We start from the raw sequence: 20,281 nt of genomic DNA on the forward strand, positions 1-20,281 counted from the left end.
CCGATCAAATGTTATTATGTTATTGAACATTAGCTTTAATGGTCGCGGGTGCCGATGGATTTCGATGCAGGATGGTTCGCTGATCGCCTTGGCGACCGCACGATGCGCGGCATCGCGCGCGAGACCAGTGCGCTGATCAGAAGCGGCGCGCTGCCTGTCGGCGCAAAGCTTCCGCCGGTGCGCGATCTGGCCTATGTGCTTGGCGTCAGCCCGGCGACGGTCTCGCAGGCGTGGAGCGAGTTGCGGCGCTACAAGATCATCGGCGGCCGCGGACGCAACGGCACCTGGATCATGGGCAACCGCTTTGCCGCCCGGCCCGAGCGCCACATGAGCGGCGGCAATTACGGACAGGATGTTCTGAACCTGGCGATCGCGGAGCCCGATGTGAGGCTCTTGCCGCCGCTCGACATCGCGCTGGCGCATGGTGCGCGCGCCGAAAAGCTCAACAGCTACGAGCGGGTGCGCATCCTGCCCGAGCTGGAGGCCGCAGTGCGCCCGTCATGGCCGTACGATCCCGGCGCGTTCCTGGCCACCAATGGCGGTTACAACGCCATCTACACCTTGCTGCATGCGCTGGTCCCGCCGGGGGCGCCGGTGGCCATCGAGAACCCGACGGCGCTTCGCCTGCTCGACATCCTCGAGGATCTCGATGTGCCGATCATCCCGGTAGACGGCGACGGTGACGGTCCCTTGCCGGATGCACTTGCCAACGCTCTGCGGCAGCGGCCCGTCGCGTTCCTGTTCCAGCCGCGCGTCCATTCGGTTACCGGCGCCTGCATGTCGTCGGCGCGGCTGGAAGTCATCGGCGACCTGCTCGCCGGCACCGACGTGCTGATTGTCGAAGATGACGGCGTCGGCGATATTGCCTCGGCGCCGCGCATTTCGCTTGGCCGGCGTTTTCCCGATCGCGTCGTCCATATCCTGTCCTATTCCAAGACCCACGGCCCGGATCTGCGGCTCGCTGTGCTGTCCGGATCGGCGACGATCGTCGAGCAGATCCAGTCCTACCGCAGCTTCAGCTCGGGATGGACCAGCCGCATCCTGCAGGCAGCCACCGCCTGGCTGCTGCAAGACCCGGCCACGGCCGCCCTGGTGGAGCAGGCGAAGGAGGTATACCGCGGCCGTCGCGAACGGCTCGCTGGCGAACTGGCCAAACGCAATGTCGATATCGACGCCGGACACGGTCTCAGCGTCCTCATTCCGGTTGCTTCGGAACCTTACGCGATGGTCACGCTGGCCGCCCACGGCATCGCGGTCCATGCCGGAGCGAAGTTTTCGACGGGAAAAACGAACGCTGTCCGCGTCGCGACCAGCATTCTGGACGAGGAGCACCTCGAGCACGTCGCAAATTCCCTGGCGCTGGCAGCCGATCCGGCGCGGGAGGTTAGCTAAAGGGTCAGCTGCTCCGACGGATAGTTGGCGACCGGCCATATACAGACCCTGTCTTCTTTCGCGTTCAACTGCCGCTGGCCGGTCCCGAGATCATGCTCGGCGTCAACCAGTCCGTCATGGTGGCGCTGGCGATGATCATAAGATCTCCCTGATCCGCCGTTCACCGAGAGGAGGCTGCAAGTTTAGGCGGGGCGTTTCCACGGCCCGCGTTGGAGCTTTCCACGCTGACGCACACGCCTGCTTCCATACCGCTGGCCGATGACAGCTTCGAAGAGGTCCTTCGAGGTCAGAAACATGTCGAATCGTCAGGTATCACCAACTGGAGGCAGGGAGGTTCGGGACGGCGCAATACGGCTGCGCGGCCTGTTGGCTGCGGCCGGTGCCACAACCGCCATGGCGTTCGGATTTGGCAGCCTGGCGCTGACATCCGTCTTCATCAGACCGCTTGAGGCGGAGTTTGGCTGGTCGCGAGCCGACATCAGCCTTGCCTACACGCTATCAAGCGTCGGCATGGCGTTGGGCGGGCTGTTCTGGGGCCGGCTGTCGGACCGCCTGAATGTCAAAAGCCTGCTATTCATCGGCTCGGCTGGCATGGTGATCGCGCTCGCCGCGCTTTCCTCCGCCACTTCGCTCTGGCAGATCTATGCGGCCAACTTCGCTTTGGGCGGGCTAGGCTTTGCCTGTCTGTACGCGCCGGTACTTGCAGTGACCGGACTCTGGTTCGACCGCCGCCGCGGCCTGGCGATAGGGATCGTCACAGCAGGCGGAGCCCTAGGCCAAGGCATAATGCCCTACGCCGCAAATGCCTTGATTGACGGCGTCGGCTGGCGCCTCGCATACGCGATCATGGCGGCGGGGACGATGGCTGCGCTGGCGATCTCCATGCCGGCGGTTCAGGCGCCGCCCGTCAGTGAGGTCCTTCCCGCGCCGGTGCGTTTTTTAGCAAAGCCAGGGTTCCAAAGTGGCCGGCTTTCTCCGGTGGCGCTGCTATCAGCTGCAGCCTTCCTTTGCTGCGCCTGCATGGGCGTCCCGCTGATGCACCTCACGAGCTTCGTCACGGCTGTGTGCGGGTCTTCGGATGTCGGATCGCTCAGCCTGCTGACCGCCATGCTGTTCGGCGCCGTCGGGCGGATCGCGTTCGGGCTCCTCGCCGACCGGGCAAGCAATCTTGCCGCCTATGCCCTGGCGTCGTTTATTCAGACGGCATGCGTTGCGATTTTTCCCGCGCTGGACCAGCAGCTGAGCCTGCTGGCGCTGTCGGCGGTTTTCGGCTTCGGCTTCGCCGGAAACATGACGTGCCTGATCCTTTGCGTGCGCCAGTTTGCGCCAGCCGAACGCTTTGGCCAGTCACTCGGCATCGTCATGCTGATCGCCTGGCTGGGCATGGGGGTGGCCGGTTATTTCGGCGGTTTCGTCTATGACAGCTTCGGCAGCTATGGGCGTGCTTTCCTGGTGGCATTTGTCGCTGGCGCGGCCAATCTCGTGGTTCTGGGCGTATTGGCGGCGTCATCCGGCGCGAGAGCGCAGGTCCCATGCGGCCGCCTTCCGGACCCTGCGATGAGCCGCTGATTCAAACGTCGAAATCCATTTGATTCCACGTTGGTTCGAACGCTGCAAACCACGGCCTTCCTGCCAACCTCAGAGATCGAAGAGGGCGGAGCACCGTCATCACCAGGCAAGGACAGCTGAGATGAGCAGTATCTACGACAGCATTCTCGACACGATCGGCGATACGCCGGTCGTCCGTCTTTCCCGCATCAACAACGGCGCCGCTTCGCTCTATGCCAAGCTCGAGGCGTTCAATCCTGGCGGCTCGGTCAAGGACCGGCTTGCCGCCGCGCTCATCGAAGAAGCGGAGAGTTCCGGGGCACTTCGGCCTGGCCAGACGGTGATCGAGGCGACGAGCGGCAACACTGGCATAGGACTCGCCATGGTTTGCGCGAGGAAAGGCTATCCTCTCGTCATCGTAATGCCGGAGAACGCCAGCCTCGAACGCCGCAAGCTGATGCGTTTCTTCGGTGCCAAGGTCGTGTTGACCCCTGCCGTCGAGCGCGGCAGCGGCATGCTCGCCAAGGCGGTCGAGCTGGCCGGAGCGCACGGCTGGTTCCTCTGCCGGCAATTCGAGACGCCCGTCAACGCCGATGTCCATGCCCGCACGACAGCGCTCGAAATCCTCGCGGCGTTCCAGGACCGTCCACTCGATTACTGGGTCACCGGCACCGGGACCGGCGGAACGCTGGCCGGTGTGGCGCGAGTACTCAAGCGCGAGCGCCCGGAAACGCGGATCATCGTCTGCGAGCCCGACAATTCGGCGCTGCTGTCGAGTGGCATTCCCCAAACTTTCGACGAACACGGACTGCCCACTCGGGCGCACACTCGCTTCCGGCCACACCCGATGCAGGGCTGGAGCCCTGATTTCATTCCGCAGATCGTCGGCAACGCGATGGCTGACGATCTTGTGGACGAAATCTTGCCGGTTTCAGGCGCCAGCGCTTTGGAAGCTGCGCGCCGGCTTGCGACGGAAGAAGGAATACTGGCGGGGATCTCCGGCGGGGCTACCTTGAGCGGGGCACTGGAAATCGCTGGACGCGTCGGACCGGAGCGGAACGTGCTCTGTATGTTGCCTGACACGGGCGAGCGGTATCTCAGCACGATCCTGTTCGATCACATCAGCGAGGAAATGTCGCCAGCCGAAGAGGCGATCTCTCGCTCCACACCCGGCTACCGCTTCGACCGGCCGCCGTCCTTCGCCCTTTCATCGGCGCCCGTGAACGAAATCCAAATCGATCAGTCGGCGCATGCGTTTGTCGATGAGGCGATCTATGATCCGGAGCATCCGGTGGTCATATTCGCCCTGACATGGTGCGAATTCTGCTGGACGGTAAGAAAGCTTTTCGACCGTGCCGGAATCGCCTACAGGTCCATCGACATCGATGCTCCGGAATTCCAGAAGAACGGCCGGGACGGGGAAATCCGCAAGGCTCTGAGGGCCCGGATCGGTTCGCCTACAATTCCGCAGGTCTTTGTCGGCGGCGAGCATATCGGTGGCTGCATGGATACGCTTGCGGCCTGGCGGGACGGCACGCTCGCCGCCCGGCTGGAGTTCGTTGGCGCAAACTACACGCCCGGCGCATGCGCAAATCCCGAGAGCCTGCTGCCCCGATGGGTGCGCGCGGCAGCGTGAGACCCCGCCTCCGGGCCTTTCAGAGTGCCGTCGGCACCATCAAAGCGAGCCGGAACGGGCGTGATCCCGTTCCGGCTCGGCATTCATGTGGACTTGTCCGTGTCGGCCTTCCCACGAAGGGAAGGCAAATCAGAGCGCAGGCGGAAACCTCACGCTTCCGGAAACGAAAGCTTTCGGCAACGGCACGGACTTGATACAATCCATGGCTAATTTAGCAGCGACTGGGATTGGCAAAGTGTCGCTCGAAATTCGCGTTCTCGGAGATCTGACCGTTCTTCGCCTTGGCGAGGTCGTTTCCTTGCCGCCTTCGAAAAAGACGCGGGCGCTACTGGCCTATCTTGCGCTCGTAGAGCGCCCGCAGCGGCGCGAGCGCCTTTGCGAAATGTTTTGGGAGGTACCGGACGATCCTCGCGGCGCCCTGCGCTGGAGTCTCTCGAAGATCCGACAGGTCGTCGACCTCGGGAACGGCGAGATCCTGCAAGCCGACCGCAACGCAGTTCGCCTGAACACCAGCGAAGTCGTGCTGGACATCGCGCCGCTCCGGGGCCTCGGCGGTCGTGACATAGAGGCTCTCGAACCGGAGAAACTGGAGGCCCTCGCCGGAGCGTTCCGCGGCCGTTTCCTGGATGATCTTTCACTGCCGCGCTGTCCGGAATTCGAAGCCTGGCGCCTTGCGACCGCCGACGAACTGCACGTGACGCATCTGCGCATCCTTCGGGTGCTCGTCGACCGGCTTGAGCCGGCGCGGGCACTTCCGTACGCGCATGTCCTGGACGGGTTGGAGCCTGGGGACGAGGCTCTTCGAGCGGACATCCGCCGGCTGAGCGAGGCAGCACGGCAATCCGCCATGGTCCAAAGCCGCGCTTCGAGAACCGACATCGAGGTCGCTCCCGCCGATGAGACCGTCCCTCCGACTCGTGTTTTGCCTGCGTCGGAGATACAGCTTGCCTCTCCGCCGGAGCGAACCCTGGCGCAGGAGATTCGCCGGTGCACGACGCCCGACGGCGCGCGCTTGGCCTATTCCTTGAGTGGTCAAGGCCCCCCTTTGGTAAGGGCCGCCCACTGGATGTCCCATCTCGAGCTCGAATGGGACAGTCCGGTGTGGAAGCATTGGATCGAGGGCCTCTCCGCGCACTACCAGCTGATACGCTACGACCAGCGCGGCAACGGCCTGTCGGACCGGTATCCCGCCGACCTGTCCTTCGAGGCCATGGTTGCCGACCTGGAGAGCATCATCGATGCCGCTGGTCTGCGCCGCGTTTCCCTGCTTGGCATTTCCCAGGGGTGCGCCGTTTCGATAGCCTATGCCGTCCGGCATCCAGAGCGTGTGGCGGGGATGGTGCTGTATGGCGGATTCACCAAAGGTTGGCGCAAACGGGGCAATCAGCGCGAAATAGCGCGCCGCGAAGCGATGGGAGCGCTGATACAGGAAGGCTGGGGCCAAGACGACCCGGTGTTCCGGCAAATGTTCACCTCCCTCTTCATTCCGGAAGCAACGCCGGAACAGAGGAATTGGTACAACGAGCTGCAACGCAATACCGTCTCGCCGGAAATTGCCCATCGCATTTTCGAGGAAGGCGCCGTCATTGACGTTGACGAGCTGTTACCGCGGGTCCGCGTCCCGACCCTGGTGATGCATGCTACGGGGGACGCGGTCATTCCGTTCGATCATGGCCAGGCGATGGCTGGGAAAATCCCCGGCGCGCGTTTCGTTGCGCTAGACGGCGTCAACCACGTGCTGCTTGGCCACGAACCGGCATTCGCGACCTTCGTCGACGAAACGCGTCGTTTCCTTGCCGACCCCGAACAGACGCAGCAACTGGCAGGCCCTCCGGCGTCCTTGGGAATCAACCGCTCTCGGCAATACATAACAGTGCTGGCCGCGGAAGTGGTCAGTCCCATGCATCTCCTCGAAACGGAGGATCCCGAAGTGGCGATCCGCGAATTCCAGCCCGTCGAGGATCGGGTGGTAGAAGTCGTGGAGAGCCATGGCGGCGTCGTCACGTCGGCTGCTGACGGGACAATCACCGCAGCATTCGGCCTCGCTCGCGCCACCGAGGATCACGCTTATCTTGCATGCCGCGCCGCGCTTGCGGCCAAGCTGGCAGTGGAGGAGCTTTCCCAGGGCGGGATCCAGTTGAGGGCCGGAATAGACACCGGCGAGGTGATCGTACGGCAGCAATGGACGACCAAAGCCAGCAAGGTTGAACTGGCCGGAGCCGCGCCGCGTGCGGCCAACCGGCTGATGCGTGCCTTGCACCGTGCGACGATCGCCGCGACAGGCCGGGCGCGCGCAGCCGCCGGCGGCTATGTGCAGATGCACCGCTTAGCGCATTCGGAGCATCCGCAACTTGGCCACGAGGAACGCATTTACGAGCTGTTGGGCGAAAATCACGCTTTGTCGCGCTGGCACCTGAGGGCCAATCGCGGCCTCACCGGACTGGTGGCGCGCGAGCTCGAGCTGAAAATCCTGCTTGCAACCTGGCGCCGGGTCAGGGAGGGCCACGGCCAGGTCGCCGGGATCGTCGCCGACGCCGGCATGGGCAAGTCGAGGCTTGCCCATGAATTTCTCTCCCTCGACGAGGTGGCCGGTTTTACTGTGCTTGAATGTGGCGGTCTGGAGTTTGATTCATCAGTTACTCTGGGTGCTGTAAAGAAGCTGCTGCTCTCGGCTTGTGGCATTCGTGGCGAAGACGGCTTGGCGGAAGCCCAGCGCCTGTTTGCATTCAAACGGGCTGAACTGGACCTGGATCCAAGTCATACGGCGCCGCTTTCCTTCCTCGCGGACCTGCCGGTCGACGATTCTTCCTGGTGGCATCTCGATGCGCGGGAGCGGACCTCACGGGTATCCGAGGCGATGAGCGCATTTCTCGTTGCCTTGAGCCGGGCCTCGCCCGTAGCCGTGCTTATCGAGGATCTGCACTGGATCGATGCCGAGAGCGAGGCCGTAATGAACAGGCTGGTCGAGGTCATGGGCGCCAACCGTATCATGCTGCTCGCCACCTACAGGCCGCAGTACCGACACGAATGGAACCGCCGCGGCTATTTCCAGCAGATAAGGTTGGAGCGGTTCGCGCGGGACGAAATGGAGCAGTTCCTCACCGAATTGCTGGGATCCGATCCCAGCTTGGGGGAACTGCGGCAATCGCTTGCCGAGCGGGCCGAGGGCACGCCGCTATTCCTGGAAGAAATGGTGCGCGGATTGGTTGCGGACGGTGCACTTGCCGGCCAGTCCGGCCGCTACGAGCTCAAGAGGCCAGTGGATTCCATCACCATCCCGTCGACAGTTCAATCGCTCATCGCCGCACGTATCCAGCAGCTGGGTGACTCGGAAAGGCAGGCACTCCAACTCGCTTCGGTTATCGGCAAGAATGTTCCGTATCCCCTGCTGAGGGCGCTCTCGCCGCTCTCGGAGGCGGAGCTGGGGGTATGCCTGGCCAAACTGCAGAGTTTGGAATTCCTGTTCGAGGTCCAGAGCTATCCTCACGTGGAGTATACGTTCAAGCACGCGTTGACGCTCAAGGTGACCTACGAATCTCTCCTGGCGGAGGACCGAAAAAGGCTGCATCGGGCTGCATTGGTTGCGATGGACAGACTCTATGCCGGATCGCTGAACCACCACATCGAGGAACTGGCCGAACACGCGCTTCGTGCCGAGGCTTGGGAACCGGCCGCGGATTATCTGCTGCAAGCGGCGGGCCGGGCCGAGGAACGCTCGGCCTATTCCGCCGCGGTCCAGTTCCTCGAAAACGCCCGCAAAGCAGTCGCCGCGCTGCCCCGAAATCCGAAAACCCTCGCCCAGGCGATCAACCTGCGGGTGCGGATGCGGCCCGCCTACGGCGCCCTGGGTGCCTATCGGAAGGCGCTGCCGCAGCTATTGGAAGCGCGCGAACTGGCCATGGAACTGGGCGATCCGCAACTCATCTCCGACGTGTTGCTCCACTTGAGCTATCTCAACAGCTCCCACGGCCGCTACGAGGAGGCGCTGGAACCGGCCGACACACTCAAGCGCGGCGCGACGGCAAATGGCGTGCAGCGCTGCATAAGCGAGTCGGACCTGGCCGCCTCACAGGCGCTTCTGATCCGCAGCGAGGCGCGGCAGGTGCTGGAGCGGCTTGTTCCGCATGAGGAGAGGTTCACCAAAGCTTGGCGTCTGGAGCGTTTCGGACAGCTCGGTGCGCGTGCGGTTTGGTACCTGGGGCACCGCGCGCAGGCGGAAGCACGCCTTGGCCGGTTCGATGATGCGGAACGTTCGCTTGCCGAACTGCAGAAGGTCGCCGCCGAAGTGGCGCGCCCGATCGATAGCTGCGCGGCCGCCTATTTCACCGGTGTGGTGGGCGTCCTGCGCGGCCCCGAGCCGGCGCTTGTCGAGGCGCTGCAATTGTGGTCCTCCGAAGCCGCTACCAGCGCATCTATCCTACTCCGGCCATGGCTGTTGACCGTGCTCGGGCATGCGGAATTCCTGCTCGGCCGCAACCACGACGCGGGCGCCACCTTGGAAATGGCGGTGACCGAGGCTGAGCGGCTCGATCTTGCCCAGTTCGAATGTCACGCGCGCGCGGTGCTCGCATGCGTGCGTGCGCGCCTGTATGAGCCGGAAGCTGCGGCCAATCTCGGCCATGCGCTCGAGCTTGCGCGGGGACGCGGCGATCCGTGGAGCGAGATCATCGTACTGCGCGGCCTTGCCGAGCTGAAGCCTTCCAGATCGGCCATTGGCTGGCTCGAACAGGCCTGCAATCTTGCCAGGCGGGTTGAATTGCGGCCGGAGCTTGCCCGCTCCTTGCTAGCTCTCGGGCTCGCGAAGCGGCGCGGCAAGATTGCTGGCGCGGATGCAACTCTCGCGCAAGCGGCCAAGCTCTACACAGAAATGCAGATGCGGGAGGATTTCTCCGGCATGGAGGAGCCGACCGGAAGTGTCCTGCCCGATCGCGTTCCCATGGCGGTTACGGCTTGATCCCTCCGCATCCAGGGATCTGCTTCGAAGGTTTGCGCTGCCTGTAGGGCAAGCAAGCCGCGGTCACGCAGCTCGCGACCCCGCGGTGTCATGGAACGATATCTGCCGGACCAAACGATCCGCCACCACGTCTGCGTGGGTCAGCGGTCCCATATGTCCGGCGCCAGGAACAATCGCCCCGATTGCGGCCGGAACGCGGGAAACGAGTTCGCGGGCGATGAGCCGCGTCGGAACTGGTGCAAATTCGCCGCGCAATACCAAGACCGGAAAGCCAAATCGGGCATATTCGCTTGCTGGCGTCGATTCATGGATCAATGCGTGGAAGTCCAGGCTGGCCTTCGGCAGAAACCGCACGAGTGCAGCCTGAAGTTCCGGCTTCATCGCGGCGAAGATGCCGGCCCCACCCCAGTAGTCGATGAAATGAGCTGTCGCGGTCAGGTAACTGCCGTTGATCAGGCCGTCATGGACGGTGCCTGCGATCGCCAAGACTTCGCCGAGCGCCTCGTGGCCCTCACAGTCCAGCTCGCGCAGCAGGTGAAAGGCAGACGGCTCATAAAGGGAGAGGCTGGCCAGCCGGTCTGGACGCACCGCTGCTATATGCAGGGCCAATCCACCACCATAGGAATGGCCAACAAGATGCACAGGCCCGTCATGGTGGTCGATCATCTCCAGGATACCGGCGGCTTCGTCGGTCAGATGGAAAGCGCCGGCACCAGTCCAGGTGCCGCCGCCCGGCGCCCCGATCAGATCGGGTGCGATGAGCCGGTAGCTGTCATCGAGCCGCTCCGCCAGGCTGCGCCATTGCCGTCCGCTGCCGCCTGAGCAGTGCAGGGCGATGACAAGCGGTGCCTGGCACGCCCTATGCGAGACGTGGGACGTCGATGCGGCAATCATCGAGCCCCGCCCTCCTCCGCCCTCAAAAAACGCGTGCGGCGGCTGGGATCACGCCCGGCAAACGAAGTGATCCAGTTGATCTCGAAGCGGGTGATGCCGATGTCGCGCAAGATGTAGTCCGGCAACTCATAAAGCTGTCTACGGTCCCGTTGGATACGAATGAAACGCCAGACTGCGGCCAACATTGTTCCGCCAGCCCAGCGCAAACCTCGCGTTCTGGTGAGGCACAGGGATGGGTTCACCATTTCACTCATTTTGATTTTCTCCATGGTTGCGGGCGCTGACTACGGCGCCAGTGGAGCCCTTGTCGTTGTCCGCCGTGAGCTTCATCGTTGAAGGCAACGTCGATTTTTGCCGCGCTAGCGTTGTATTCGGCGGTCAGGCCGCTGCTCGGCGGGAGACGTCGAGAAACATTGCCAGGTGAGCCGCCAGCGCCTCCGCATCGCGGCCGACGCCGTCGAGGAAGCTGGAGCTTCGATGGCGCATGAAATTGAGGCCGAGCACGTAGAGTCCCGGATACGCGCAGACGCCGCCATCGTTCAGGATTTCGCCCCGGGCGTCGAACACATCCAGCTTCAGCCATGGGTATTCCCGGCGATAGCCGGTAGCCCATATGATCGTCTGGATACCCTGGTCGATGAGGTCGATTTCGGTCGCCTCGGCGCTCAGGATCAGGCTCGGAATGGAACCGGGATCGATCGAGTAGAGGCCATCGCCGGCGGCCGCGCGGTCTATATTGGCCAGCACGCGCCTCAGCCTGCGTTCCGCCGCCATGGTCGTTTCGGCGAGATCGCCGTTGAACCGAATGCGTGTATCGCAGGCGGCAGCCGCTCGACCGACAAGACGAATGCCTTGCTCCCGAAGACCGGCAAGGTCGAGCGTCCTGCGCTCGGGTGTGCCTATCAGCTGCAGGGAGGGCTGCCGCCGTGCCGCGGTGAGTTCCGGAACTTCAGCGACAGGCTTGGCAAGCATTCCCAGCCGGTCGAGCCACCACAGGATGTCGTGCCCGCGGTAAAGCCTCGGTAGGCGTGTATGACTGCCGACCGACAGGGTCACCGGGCGTCCGGAGCGATTGATCTCCTCCGCAAGTTGTATGCCGGTCGCCGAGGCCCCGGCCACGAGAACGCCACCCTGGGGCAGTTGCTGAGGATTGCGATAGTCCCGCGGCACGACCTGCCTGATCCGGGAGGAGATCTGCTTTGCTAGTGGCGGAATGCGTGGCCGGTCGCTGTATCCGGTCGCGACCACGACCGCACGCACGCTCCATTGGCCGCGATCGGTCAGCAGCCGGAAGCCTCCGTCGACCCTTTCGGTCGAAAGCACCTCCACACCGTCCTCCACCGGTGCGGTGATCGAGCACGCGTAATCCTCTAGGAACCCCACCGTCTCGGCCATTGTCATGAAGCCGTCGGGATTGGCTCCGCGATAACCGCCGCCGGGCAGGCGTGTCATCCAGTTGGGCGTCAGCAGGCGCAGCGAATCCCACCGTTCGCTGCGCCAGCGCTCCGCGATCCGGCCGCGCTCCAGCACGACGTGGTAGACCCCGCGCTCGGACAGGCACCGGCTCATGGCTAAACCCGCCTGTCCGGCGCCGATAACGGCCACGTCTGTGCGTCGCATGGAATTCGCGCCTTGTAAGCAGGGGCAATAGATCGCCGGCGCCATCCTTTTCAGGACGAGGCCGGCGATATTGCTCTTGCGGACCGAAGTCAGCCTTTCACGGCAACCGAGACCGGCACGCCGTTGGTCAGCACGTCGAACACCGCGGAACGGGCGCGCGACTGCATTACGATTTCCTCGAGCTTCTCAGCCGAAGCATCGCCCTTGATCTTGAAGGAGATACGGATGCCCTGGTAGCCGTTGCGGACTTCGTTAGAGATGCCGAGGATGCCTCGAAGGTCGATGTCGCCTTCGACGGTCGATTCCACCTCATGCAGCGTCACGCCGCGCGCGGCCGCGATGTTCGCGATGCCGGCGGTGAGGCAGGAAGCAAGCGCGTGGAGGAGGTATTCGACCGGCGTCGGGCCGTTGTCTTCGCCGCACAGGACCGCCGGATGGTCGCTGTCAGCCTGGTAGGCCATCGTGTGAGACTGGTCGGCGCCAGCGCCGAAGAAGTTGGCCATCGTGCTGCGGCTGTGCGTGCCGGTGATCCAGCGGCTCTTGGCCCGGAACTGGAACTTGGCAAGCTCCGGCTGGCCCGCGACGGCATTGATGGTGGCCAGAAGGGTGGGCGTATTGACGCCGTTCCTCGGCTCCCGCGGCGCCTTCTTAACGGAAGCCTTTTCCATGACCATTGTATCGTCCTGCATGTCATTTACTCCTGGGTTCGGACGTTGCGCGACCGGGATCGCCCCGGACGGCTAAACCTCGGCCGGCAGCGTTTGACGTGCAGTGGGAACAACAGTGGGAAAACGAGAGGTTTTTTTGCGTCAACCAGTCGTGAACAGCGCCAGATCCGCAATCAGCGAAACGGCGGGCCTTCAAACGCTTTGCTTCCTCGCGCGGTGCGATCTCCCGTAAGCGCCGAGAACGCTTCGCAACCGAAACCACAGGAGATCAGACCATGTCTCGTTCATTTGGAAAGGATACCCGCCCGTCCTCAACCGACTGGGCTGTCATAGCTCGCGGGCCAAGCAAGGCCGAGGTGCTCGCCCATATCGCGAAGATTCACACATACGCGAGCACCCTAAATCGGCCCGGCCGCGAGGAAACCACATGAGGCTTGTTGCGGCGGGAGTGCCGATCGGCCCCCCCTTCGACAACACTTGTCGGGATAATGTTTTCGGTCGACGCCCAGCTGGCCGCACACGGCATCGCGGTCCATGCCGGAGCGAAGTTTTCGACGGGAAAAACGAACGCTGTCCGCGTCGCGACCAGCATTCTGGACGAGGAGCACCTCGAGCACGTCGCAAATTCCCTGGCGCTGGCAGCCGACCCGGCGCGGGAAGTTGTCTGAGGCAAGTCAATCGCCGTTCGGACTGCTACTCCGCCGCCACGCCCTTCACCTCGAGATAGCTTTCCATTGAATCGTCCATCGCCTGCAGCCAGGGCGTATGGTGCAGCGGCGCCATCGTGCCGGTCATCAGCGAGCGATAGGAATGGTCGCGGAAGCCCATAATGTCTTGCGCCTTATGGTGCTCCCATTCCATGAAGGTCTGATTGACGGCCTCGACATCGAAGCCGGGATAGTCGGTCTGCTCCATCAGCTCCCTGGTGTAGTCGCCCTGGAACCAGATCATCTGCTCGGCGTCTTCCAGCGTTTCCTCGCGTGCCCGCCATTTCCGGCCGTGCTCGGCCATCGCTTCGGCCGACGGCAGCTTGATGCGGCCCATGATGACGTCGCGGGCGAACCAGGCCTGCGCGTCGAACATGTTGAAGGTGTAGAACTGGTCCTGCATGCCGATATAGGACAGCTTCGGGTTTTTCTCCCAGACGACGCCCTCGTAGAGCCCGTCCGGCCACATACGGTTGGCGGTCTTCAGCTTCAAATCCTCGGTGAGGAACGGGAAGGAATGGAGGTAGCCGGTGCACAGGATGATGGCGTCGACGTCTTTGGTGCTGCCGTCCTTGAAATGCGCCGTCTTGCCGACGACCCTCTGCAGAAGCGGCACTTCCTTCCAGTTCTCCGGCCATTTGAAGCCCATCGGCTTCGAGCGGTAGCTGGAGGTGATCGATCTGGCGCCGTATTTGTAGCATTGCGAGCCGATGTCCTCGGCTGAATAGGAGCGGCCGATGATCAATATGTCCTTGCCCTTGAATTCCATCGCGTCGCGGAAATCGTGGCTGTGCAGGATACGGCCGTTGAAGGTCGAAAAGCCCTCGAAATAGGGAACGTTGGGCACGGAGAAATGCCCCGAAGCGACGACGACATTGTCGAACTCTTCCGAATAGGTGACGTCGTTGGTGCGGTCATGCGCGGTGACGGTGAATTTTTTTGTTGTTTCGGAGAAGGTGACCATGCGCACCGGGCTGTTGAAGCGCACCCATTGGCGCACGCCGGATTTTTCGACGCGGCCCTTGATGTAGTCCCACAGCACGGCGCGTGGCGGATAGGAGCCGATCGGCCGGCCGAAATGCTCCTCGAAGGTATAGTCGGCGAATTCGAGGCATTCCTTCGGCCCGTTCGACCAGAGATAGCGGTACATCGAGCCGTGCACCGGATCGCCGTGCTCGTCGAGGCCGGTGCGCCAGGTGTAGTTCCACAGGCCGCCCCAGTCGGACTGCTTTTCGAAGCAGACGATTTCGGGAATGTCGGCGCCCTTGTCGGCAGCCGACTTGAAGGCCCTGAGCTGGGCCATGCCGGACGGCCCGGCTCCGATGACGGCAACACGATCTTTCATTGCGAGCCTCCCGATCTCATTTCCCTAACGAAACAAATTTCACTGACAGGACAGTAATTGCCCCTTCGATGCTGTCAACAGGGCTTGTCGCGAAACCGCGTTTCGCCCAGCTGGATTTCCAAGCGACGCAGTAGCTCGGGGCGAAATCCGGACATTGCGCAATTCGACACGGGTGGCTTGCCGTGGCAGTTGCACTTCTGTATCGGCACCGAATATGTTCACCGTGAGTGAAATGAATCGGCAAGGTCCGGGGTGGCAACATGGCGAAAAAAGCATCCAGTCTAAAGCCCGCTGCGGCCGTCGCGGGCAAAGCCAAGCCGTCGGTTGCCGCAATCGATCCGCGCAAGATACGCGCGCCGCTCACCCAGAACCCGCACGCCATTCGCGACACCCGCGAAAAAGTGCTGGAGGTCGCCATCGGCCGCGAGGTGCGGGCATTCCGCAAGAAGCTCGGCATCACCGTCGCCGATCTGGCTGCCGCCACCGACATTTCGCTTGGCATGCTGTCGAAGATCGAGAACGGCATCACCTCGCCATCGCTGACCACGTTGCAGGCGCTGTCACGGGCGCTCGGCGTTCCCGTCACCGCATTCTTCCGCCGCTTCGAGGAAGAGCGCAGTGCCGTCTTCGTCAAGGCCGGCGAAGGCCTCGACGTCGAACGCCGCGGCACGCGCGCCGGCCACCAGTACAATCTGCTCGGCCATATCGGCTCCAACACCAGCGGCGTCGTCGTCGAACCCTATCTGATCACGCTGACCGAGGATTCCGACGTGTTCCCGACCTTCCAGCATGAAGGCATGGAATTCCTCTATATGCTCGAGGGCGAGGTGGTTTACCGGCACGGCAGCAATCTCTACCCGATGAGGCCTGGCGACAGCCTGTTCTTCGACGCCGATGCGCCGCACGGACCGGAAGTGCTGAGCGTCCTGCCGATGCGCTATCTGTCGATCATCTGCTACCCGCAAAGCGCGGGGTGAGAGCGCGATCTCGCCCCTTGTGGACCTCGTGGGGGAGATCGGCAGCTTCGCCGACGGCGCCTCTTTTGCAGCGTTGGTGATTAGCGAAAGCTGAGGTGACATCCAATCTCCCCCCTTGAGGGGGAGATGTCCGGCAGGACAGAGGGGGGGCGAACCGCGATGACGCATAATCCAGTACCCGCCAACAATCGCCGCAATGCGCGCAGGATGCGCAAGGTGATGACCGATGCCGAACTGAAGCTCTGGAACGAGATCAGGGAGCACAGGCTGATGGGACTGGGGTTTCGGCGCCAGATGCCTATCGCCGGCTATATCGTCGACTTTGCATGCCCGGACAAAAAGCTGATCGTCGAGCTCGACGGTTCCCAGCACGCCCAGGCCGAATCGTCGGAATTGGACGCCGCAAGGACCGCAAAGCTCGAAGCGCTGGGCTGGACTATCCTGCGCTTCTGGAACGACGACGTCATTCGCGATATCGACAATGTCTGCCAGCATATCGTGATTGTGGCTGGGCTGGCTGGCGCGTCGTGGTCTTCGCCGAAGCGGTGGAGTGGGCATTGTGGGAAGGCCGGCGCTCTACGGCGCCCCCTCTGCCTGCCGGGCATCTCCCCCTCTTGGGGGGAGATTGGCAGCTTGAGAGGGCAGCGCAAATATCAGCAGGAAAAACTCAATCAGGCCCAAAACCCGCTGACGTCGCATTCCCATCATCCAGCTTCGACAGCCATTCGACCAGCGTCGGCCGATAGCGCGTCAGGCCCTTGTAGGTGGCGAGTTCCTCGGGCAGGTCGCGGATGACGCGGTGCAGCCGCCGTGCCCATTTCGGCTGCGTCACCAGCTCGTCCATCTTGATCAGATAGCAGCGGATCGGGAAGACGATCGCATTCGAGCGCGGCAGCCGCCAGAAGCTCTGCAGCTCGACGCGCAGATGAACCTTGTCGCCGACGTTTTCCGGCGTCACCGTGGCGCGGTCCGGACCCCATTTGTGGTAATTTTCCGGGCTGGTATCGAGGCGCGGATTGATGGTCATCGTCCAGTTCAGCCGGCGCGCCGGCTTGCCCTGCTGGATGTTGGTGAGGAATTTCAGCGCCCGGACGAAGATGCCCTTCTCATGCGCCAGCGGCACCGGCGCGTGCCATTCGAAGAAGTTCATGCCGATGTCGAAATCGAGCGACCAGTCGGCCTGGGTGGTGACCATGCCGGCATCCATCCACAGATTGCCGTCGCGCTGGTCGAGGATGCAGAAATCGCCCTGGCTCTGGCGGGTGATGTATTCCATCGGCCCATAGGGCAGCGTCGAGACATCGCCGAAGGTGAAGCTGTCGTCGATGCCGAGCGGCCGGTTGATCCAGCGCCAGCGGTCGCCGTCGCGGATCAGCGTGAAATGCTCGGGATAGCCCAGCGCCTGCTGCTCCATCAAAAGCTCGAGCAGATCCCAGCCGGCCAGCGTCATGTGCGGCAGCGACTGGCAGCGCAACGGGTCCTCGGCCAACACCAAAGCGCGGTCCTGCATCTCGGCGACATAGTGCTCGTCGACGTCGATCAGGTTCTCCAGCACGCTGCCCTTCGGCCCGACGACATGCGGCTCGATGTTGACGGCATACATGTAGCTGTCTTCATGGAACGGGAACGGGAACCGCCTGATGTGCTCGGGGCTGTTCCTGAAGGTGAAGTCGTCGCGGAACGTTTCCTTGCGAAAGGTGATGCCCAAGCTCGCCTCCTATCTTTCCAGCACCAGCGACCTGCCCTCGAAGCGTGAGACGCAGGGCATGATCTTGCAGCCCGAACGGTGGTCTTCCTCGCTCAGCCAGTGGTCGTTGTGGATGAATTTGCCGTCATGCGAAATGACGTTGGTCTCGCACTGGCCGCAGACGCCACCGCGGCAGAGATAGGGCGGATCGACGCCGGCCGCCTCGATCGCCTCGAGCAGGCTCTGCTGCTCGTCGACACGGATTGTCTTGCCGCTGAGCGCCAGCGTCACGTCGAAGGGCGCGCCGGGCTGCGGGGCCGCGAAATGCTCGAAATGCACGGTCTCGGGAGGCCAGCCGAGGGCGGCGGCACGCTCGCGCACCCAGCCGATCATGCCGGACGGGCCGCAGACATAGAGATGCGTGCCGAGCGGCTGCGACGACAGCAGCCGGTCGAGATCGACGCGCTCGTCGCGGTCGTCGTGATAGAGCCTGACCCGGCGGTCGTAGCGCTCTCTCAGCAGGTCGGCATAGGTGCCGAGCGAGGCGGTGCGGCAGGTGTAATGCAGTTCGAAATTGCCGCCTTCCGCCGCCAGCTGCGCGGTCTGCGCCATGAACGGGGTGATGCCGATGCCGCCGGCCAGCATCAGATGCTTCCTGGCGCGCAGATCGAGCGAGAACAGGTTGACAGGATAGCTGACCACCATCTCCGTGCCCGGCCTGACCTGCCTGTGCATGAACAGCGAGCCGCCGCGGCCGGCGTCGTCGCGGCGCACCGAGATGGTGTATTCGCGGGTGTCGAGCGGCGAGCCCATCAGCGAATAGGGATTGAGCCTGGTGCGTTCGCCATCGCGCATCTCGACGACGACATGGGCGCCGCCGGAGAAGGTCGGCAAAAGCTCGCCGTCGCGCCGGCGGAAATGAAAGCGCGTCACCAGCTCGTTGACCGGGACGACATCGCTGACGAGGACATCGAGCTTGGTGGTGCCGGTGCTCATCGAAAGACCTCCTCGATCGGAGGAATTTCGCTGCGGTCCTCGGCATTGATGCAGACGCCCTGGAAGGCGGCGAGCCGCCGCGAATAATGATCGCGCACCAGAAGCAGCAGGCCGCAATGCGAACAGGTCGCCGGCTGCGTCGTCACGTTCTCGGTGATGCCCTTGCAGTGGACGCATTGCATGCGGCGCGCCAGCGAGCCGCGATGCTCGGTCTGGATCGAGGTGTGGTCGATGCCGGCTTCGAGCGCCGCCTGCATGGCCTGTCCGATCAGCCCTTCGGTGCCGGCAAGGTAGAGCCTGAGGCCCATATGCGCGTTGGCCAGCGTCTGCTTCAGCCGCGGCAGGGCGCTGGCGAAGGAATGGCCGAGGTAGAACTGCGCCGGCTTCAGGGCTTCGAGCGCATCGGCGTATTTGCCGTCGCGGCCGGGAATGAAGATGATGTGGGCGCCGCCGAAGAAATCCGCCGGTGCCTTGGCGGCCAGATCGGCAATCGCCAGCGCTCCTTCTGCATCCGCTATGAAAAGATGATGCTTGCCAGGCTGCGGAGACAGGGTCCCATAGACCGGGCGGCTGATGATGCTTTTCGCTGCCATACCCGCAGTATGCCTCAGCCTTTCGCCGTGCGCTTGGTCTTCTTCGGATCATCGAAAGGAAGCGGCTCGGCGATTGCGCTGATGGCGCCGCTCTTGTTGCGGATCTCGAGCCTGGTGCCCTGCACCGCGCAGTCGACCTCGAGCCGGGCGATGCCCATCGATTTTTTGACAAGCGGCGAATACATGGCGCAGGTCACCACGCCGACCTTTTTGCCGTCGCGATAGACCGGTGCGCCCTCGTCGGCCGGCTCCTTGCCTTCGAGCAGCACGCCGAAGATCTTGAAGCGCTCCTTGCCCTTGAGGCGATAGTGCTCCTCGGCACCGCGAAAGCCTGTCTTGCCGGGGCTGACGGTGAAGTCGAGACCAAGCTCCCACAGCGTGTCGCCCGGGCCTTCGTTCTCAAACGGGTATTTCTGCGAATTGTCGTAGGGGTAAAACAGCAGGTAGCTCTCGACGCGCAGCATGTCGAGCGTGGTGAAGCGGCACGGGATGATGCCGGCGCTCTTGCCCTCGTCGAGGATCCTGTCCCAGATCGTTCCGGCGTCCTGGCCACGGCAGAAAATCTCGTAGCCGCGTTCGCCGGTATAGCCGGTGCGAGAGATCATCACGGGAAAGCCGAACAGCTGCGTCTGCATGTGGTGGAAATAATTGAGGTCGCGAATGCCGGGCACATGCCTTGCAAGATAATCCACGGCTAGCGGCCCCTGCAGCGAAAGGTCGTGCAGATTGTCATCGAAGCGCAGCGACACGTCACGACCGACCGAAGCGCGTTGCAGCTCTTCATGGCCGGTGCCCGAGCCATGCACGACCATCCAGGAATTCGGGCCGGTGCGGTAGAGGATGCAGTCGTCGGTGAACTTGCCGGCCTCGTTGAGCATGCAGGCATAGGCCGACTTGCCGGGATAGATCTTTTCGACGTCGCGCGTCGTCGCCAGATCGATCAGGTGCGAGGCGTGCGGCCCGGTGATGTGGACCTTCTTCAAGCCGGACACGTCCATCAGGCCGGCCTTGGTGCGGATGGCGATATACTCTTCGTCGGCGTCCTTGTCGTAGGTCCAGGCGGTACCCATGCCGCTCCAGTCCTCGAGCTTCGAGCCGAGCGCGCGATGGCGGTCCGCAAGCGTCGAAAATCTCCAGGATGCCGTCATCCGCTGTCCTCCGTTCGAAAGAAACCTTTTTGCTTTCCCCTGCTCCCTGCACACAGGCGGGAGCGTTGCCTTGAATATTGACCGCAAACGCAGGGAGCCTGCAATACCCGTAAGCA

The 20,281-nt window shown here is 63.2% G+C and carries 15 protein-coding genes and 1 pseudogene; 7 read left to right on the forward strand and 9 right to left on the reverse strand.

The genetic code is table 11. From position 1 onward, the window contains the following. Nucleotides 1-54: 54 nt before the first annotated feature. The 4 genes from NKI16_RS11740 (at nucleotide 55) to NKI16_RS11755 (ending at nucleotide 9,530) form a co-directional block, all read left to right on the forward strand. Nucleotides 55-1,392 carry an aminotransferase-like domain-containing protein gene (locus NKI16_RS11740; protein ID WP_352569381.1) on the forward strand — a complete coding sequence of 446 codons (1,338 nt, stop codon included), beginning with the start codon at nucleotides 55-57 and terminating at the stop codon, nucleotides 1,390-1,392. A 294-nt stretch (nucleotides 1,393-1,686) separates the two neighbouring features. Then, nucleotides 1,687-2,961: an MFS transporter gene (locus tag NKI16_RS11745; protein WP_352697860.1), complete on the forward strand. Its 1,275-nt coding sequence runs from the start codon at nucleotides 1,687-1,689 to the stop codon at nucleotides 2,959-2,961. A 121-nt stretch (nucleotides 2,962-3,082) separates the two neighbouring features. Then, entirely contained in the window at nucleotides 3,083-4,576 is a 1,494-nt protein-coding gene (gene cysK, locus NKI16_RS11750; RefSeq protein ID WP_352569378.1) for a cysteine synthase A, read from the forward strand. A 520-nt stretch (nucleotides 4,577-5,096) separates the two neighbouring features. Next, nucleotides 5,097-9,530 carry an alpha/beta fold hydrolase gene (locus NKI16_RS11755; RefSeq protein WP_352839599.1) on the forward strand — a complete coding sequence of 1,478 codons (4,434 nt, stop codon included), beginning with the start codon at nucleotides 5,097-5,099 and terminating at the stop codon, nucleotides 9,528-9,530. Nucleotides 9,531-9,593: 63 nt separating this feature from the next. Here the strand turns inward: NKI16_RS11755 and NKI16_RS11760 are convergent, their stop codons facing one another. The 4 genes from NKI16_RS11760 to NKI16_RS11775 form a co-directional block, all read right to left on the reverse strand. Continuing rightward, on the reverse strand, nucleotides 9,594-10,424 hold the full coding sequence (locus tag NKI16_RS11760) for an alpha/beta fold hydrolase (RefSeq protein ID WP_352621159.1): 831 nt from the start codon (nucleotides 10,422-10,424) through the stop codon (nucleotides 9,594-9,596). After that, a complete protein-coding gene (locus NKI16_RS11765; RefSeq protein WP_198023510.1) occupies nucleotides 10,421-10,678 on the reverse strand; it encodes a YjiS-like domain-containing protein in 258 nt (85 codons plus the stop codon). Before NKI16_RS11765 ends, NKI16_RS11760 begins: the two co-directional genes overlap by 4 nt. A gap of 124 nt (nucleotides 10,679-10,802) precedes the next feature. After that, the gene (locus NKI16_RS11770) at nucleotides 10,803-12,029 is read right to left on the reverse strand and encodes an NAD(P)-binding domain-containing protein (protein WP_352922772.1); all 1,227 of its coding nucleotides are present in this window, start codon (nucleotides 12,027-12,029) and stop codon (nucleotides 10,803-10,805) included. A gap of 104 nt (nucleotides 12,030-12,133) precedes the next feature. After that, nucleotides 12,134-12,718, reverse strand: coding sequence for an OsmC family protein (locus NKI16_RS11775; RefSeq protein WP_352922775.1), 585 nt, complete (start codon nucleotides 12,716-12,718; stop codon nucleotides 12,134-12,136). Nucleotides 12,719-13,200: 482 nt separating this feature from the next. Here NKI16_RS11775 and NKI16_RS11780 point away from each other — a divergent pair, with 482 nt between their 5' ends. Next, nucleotides 13,201-13,380: a hypothetical protein gene (locus NKI16_RS11780; RefSeq protein ID WP_352922778.1), complete on the forward strand. Its 180-nt coding sequence runs from the start codon at nucleotides 13,201-13,203 to the stop codon at nucleotides 13,378-13,380. 25 nt (nucleotides 13,381-13,405) lie between these two features. On the opposite strand, the gene NKI16_RS11785 is transcribed toward NKI16_RS11780, so the two are convergent. Further along, entirely contained in the window at nucleotides 13,406-14,764 is a 1,359-nt protein-coding gene (locus tag NKI16_RS11785) for a trimethylamine monooxygenase (protein WP_352922781.1), read from the reverse strand. 260 nt (nucleotides 14,765-15,024) lie between these two features. On the opposite strand from NKI16_RS11785, the gene NKI16_RS11790 reads away from it, so the two are divergent. Both NKI16_RS11790 and NKI16_RS11795 read left to right on the forward strand, forming a co-directional pair. Then, nucleotides 15,025-15,741: a helix-turn-helix domain-containing protein gene (locus NKI16_RS11790; protein WP_352922783.1), complete on the forward strand. Its 717-nt coding sequence runs from the start codon at nucleotides 15,025-15,027 to the stop codon at nucleotides 15,739-15,741. A gap of 159 nt (nucleotides 15,742-15,900) precedes the next feature. After that, nucleotides 15,901-16,266 (forward strand): annotated as a pseudogene (locus NKI16_RS11795) (endonuclease domain-containing protein); the annotation flags it as partial. 142 nt (nucleotides 16,267-16,408) lie between these two features. Here NKI16_RS11795 and NKI16_RS11800 read toward each other — a convergent pair. Genes NKI16_RS11800 through NKI16_RS11815 form a run of 4 tightly spaced genes read right to left on the reverse strand, consistent with a single transcriptional unit; the run spans nucleotide 16,409 to nucleotide 20,165 of the window. Then, complete coding sequence (locus NKI16_RS11800) at nucleotides 16,409-17,449, reverse strand: heme-dependent oxidative N-demethylase family protein (RefSeq protein WP_352922786.1); 1,041 nt, start codon at nucleotides 17,447-17,449, stop codon at nucleotides 16,409-16,411. A 9-nt stretch (nucleotides 17,450-17,458) separates the two neighbouring features. Continuing rightward, a complete protein-coding gene (locus NKI16_RS11805) occupies nucleotides 17,459-18,424 on the reverse strand; it encodes a PDR/VanB family oxidoreductase (RefSeq protein ID WP_023673996.1) in 966 nt (321 codons plus the stop codon). After that, nucleotides 18,421-19,017 carry a dimethylamine monooxygenase subunit DmmA family protein gene (locus tag NKI16_RS11810; protein ID WP_023673995.1) on the reverse strand — a complete coding sequence of 199 codons (597 nt, stop codon included), beginning with the start codon at nucleotides 19,015-19,017 and terminating at the stop codon, nucleotides 18,421-18,423. The genes NKI16_RS11805 and NKI16_RS11810 overlap by 4 nt, the downstream gene beginning before the upstream one ends. 14 nt (nucleotides 19,018-19,031) lie before the next feature. After that, a complete protein-coding gene (locus tag NKI16_RS11815; protein ID WP_023673994.1) occupies nucleotides 19,032-20,165 on the reverse strand; it encodes an aminomethyl transferase family protein in 1,134 nt (377 codons plus the stop codon). Between the last annotated feature and the right edge of the window lie 116 nt (nucleotides 20,166-20,281).

The sequence above is a fragment of the Mesorhizobium sp. M0698 genome (assembly GCF_040320455.1).
Taxonomy (GTDB): domain Bacteria; phylum Pseudomonadota; class Alphaproteobacteria; order Rhizobiales; family Rhizobiaceae; genus Mesorhizobium.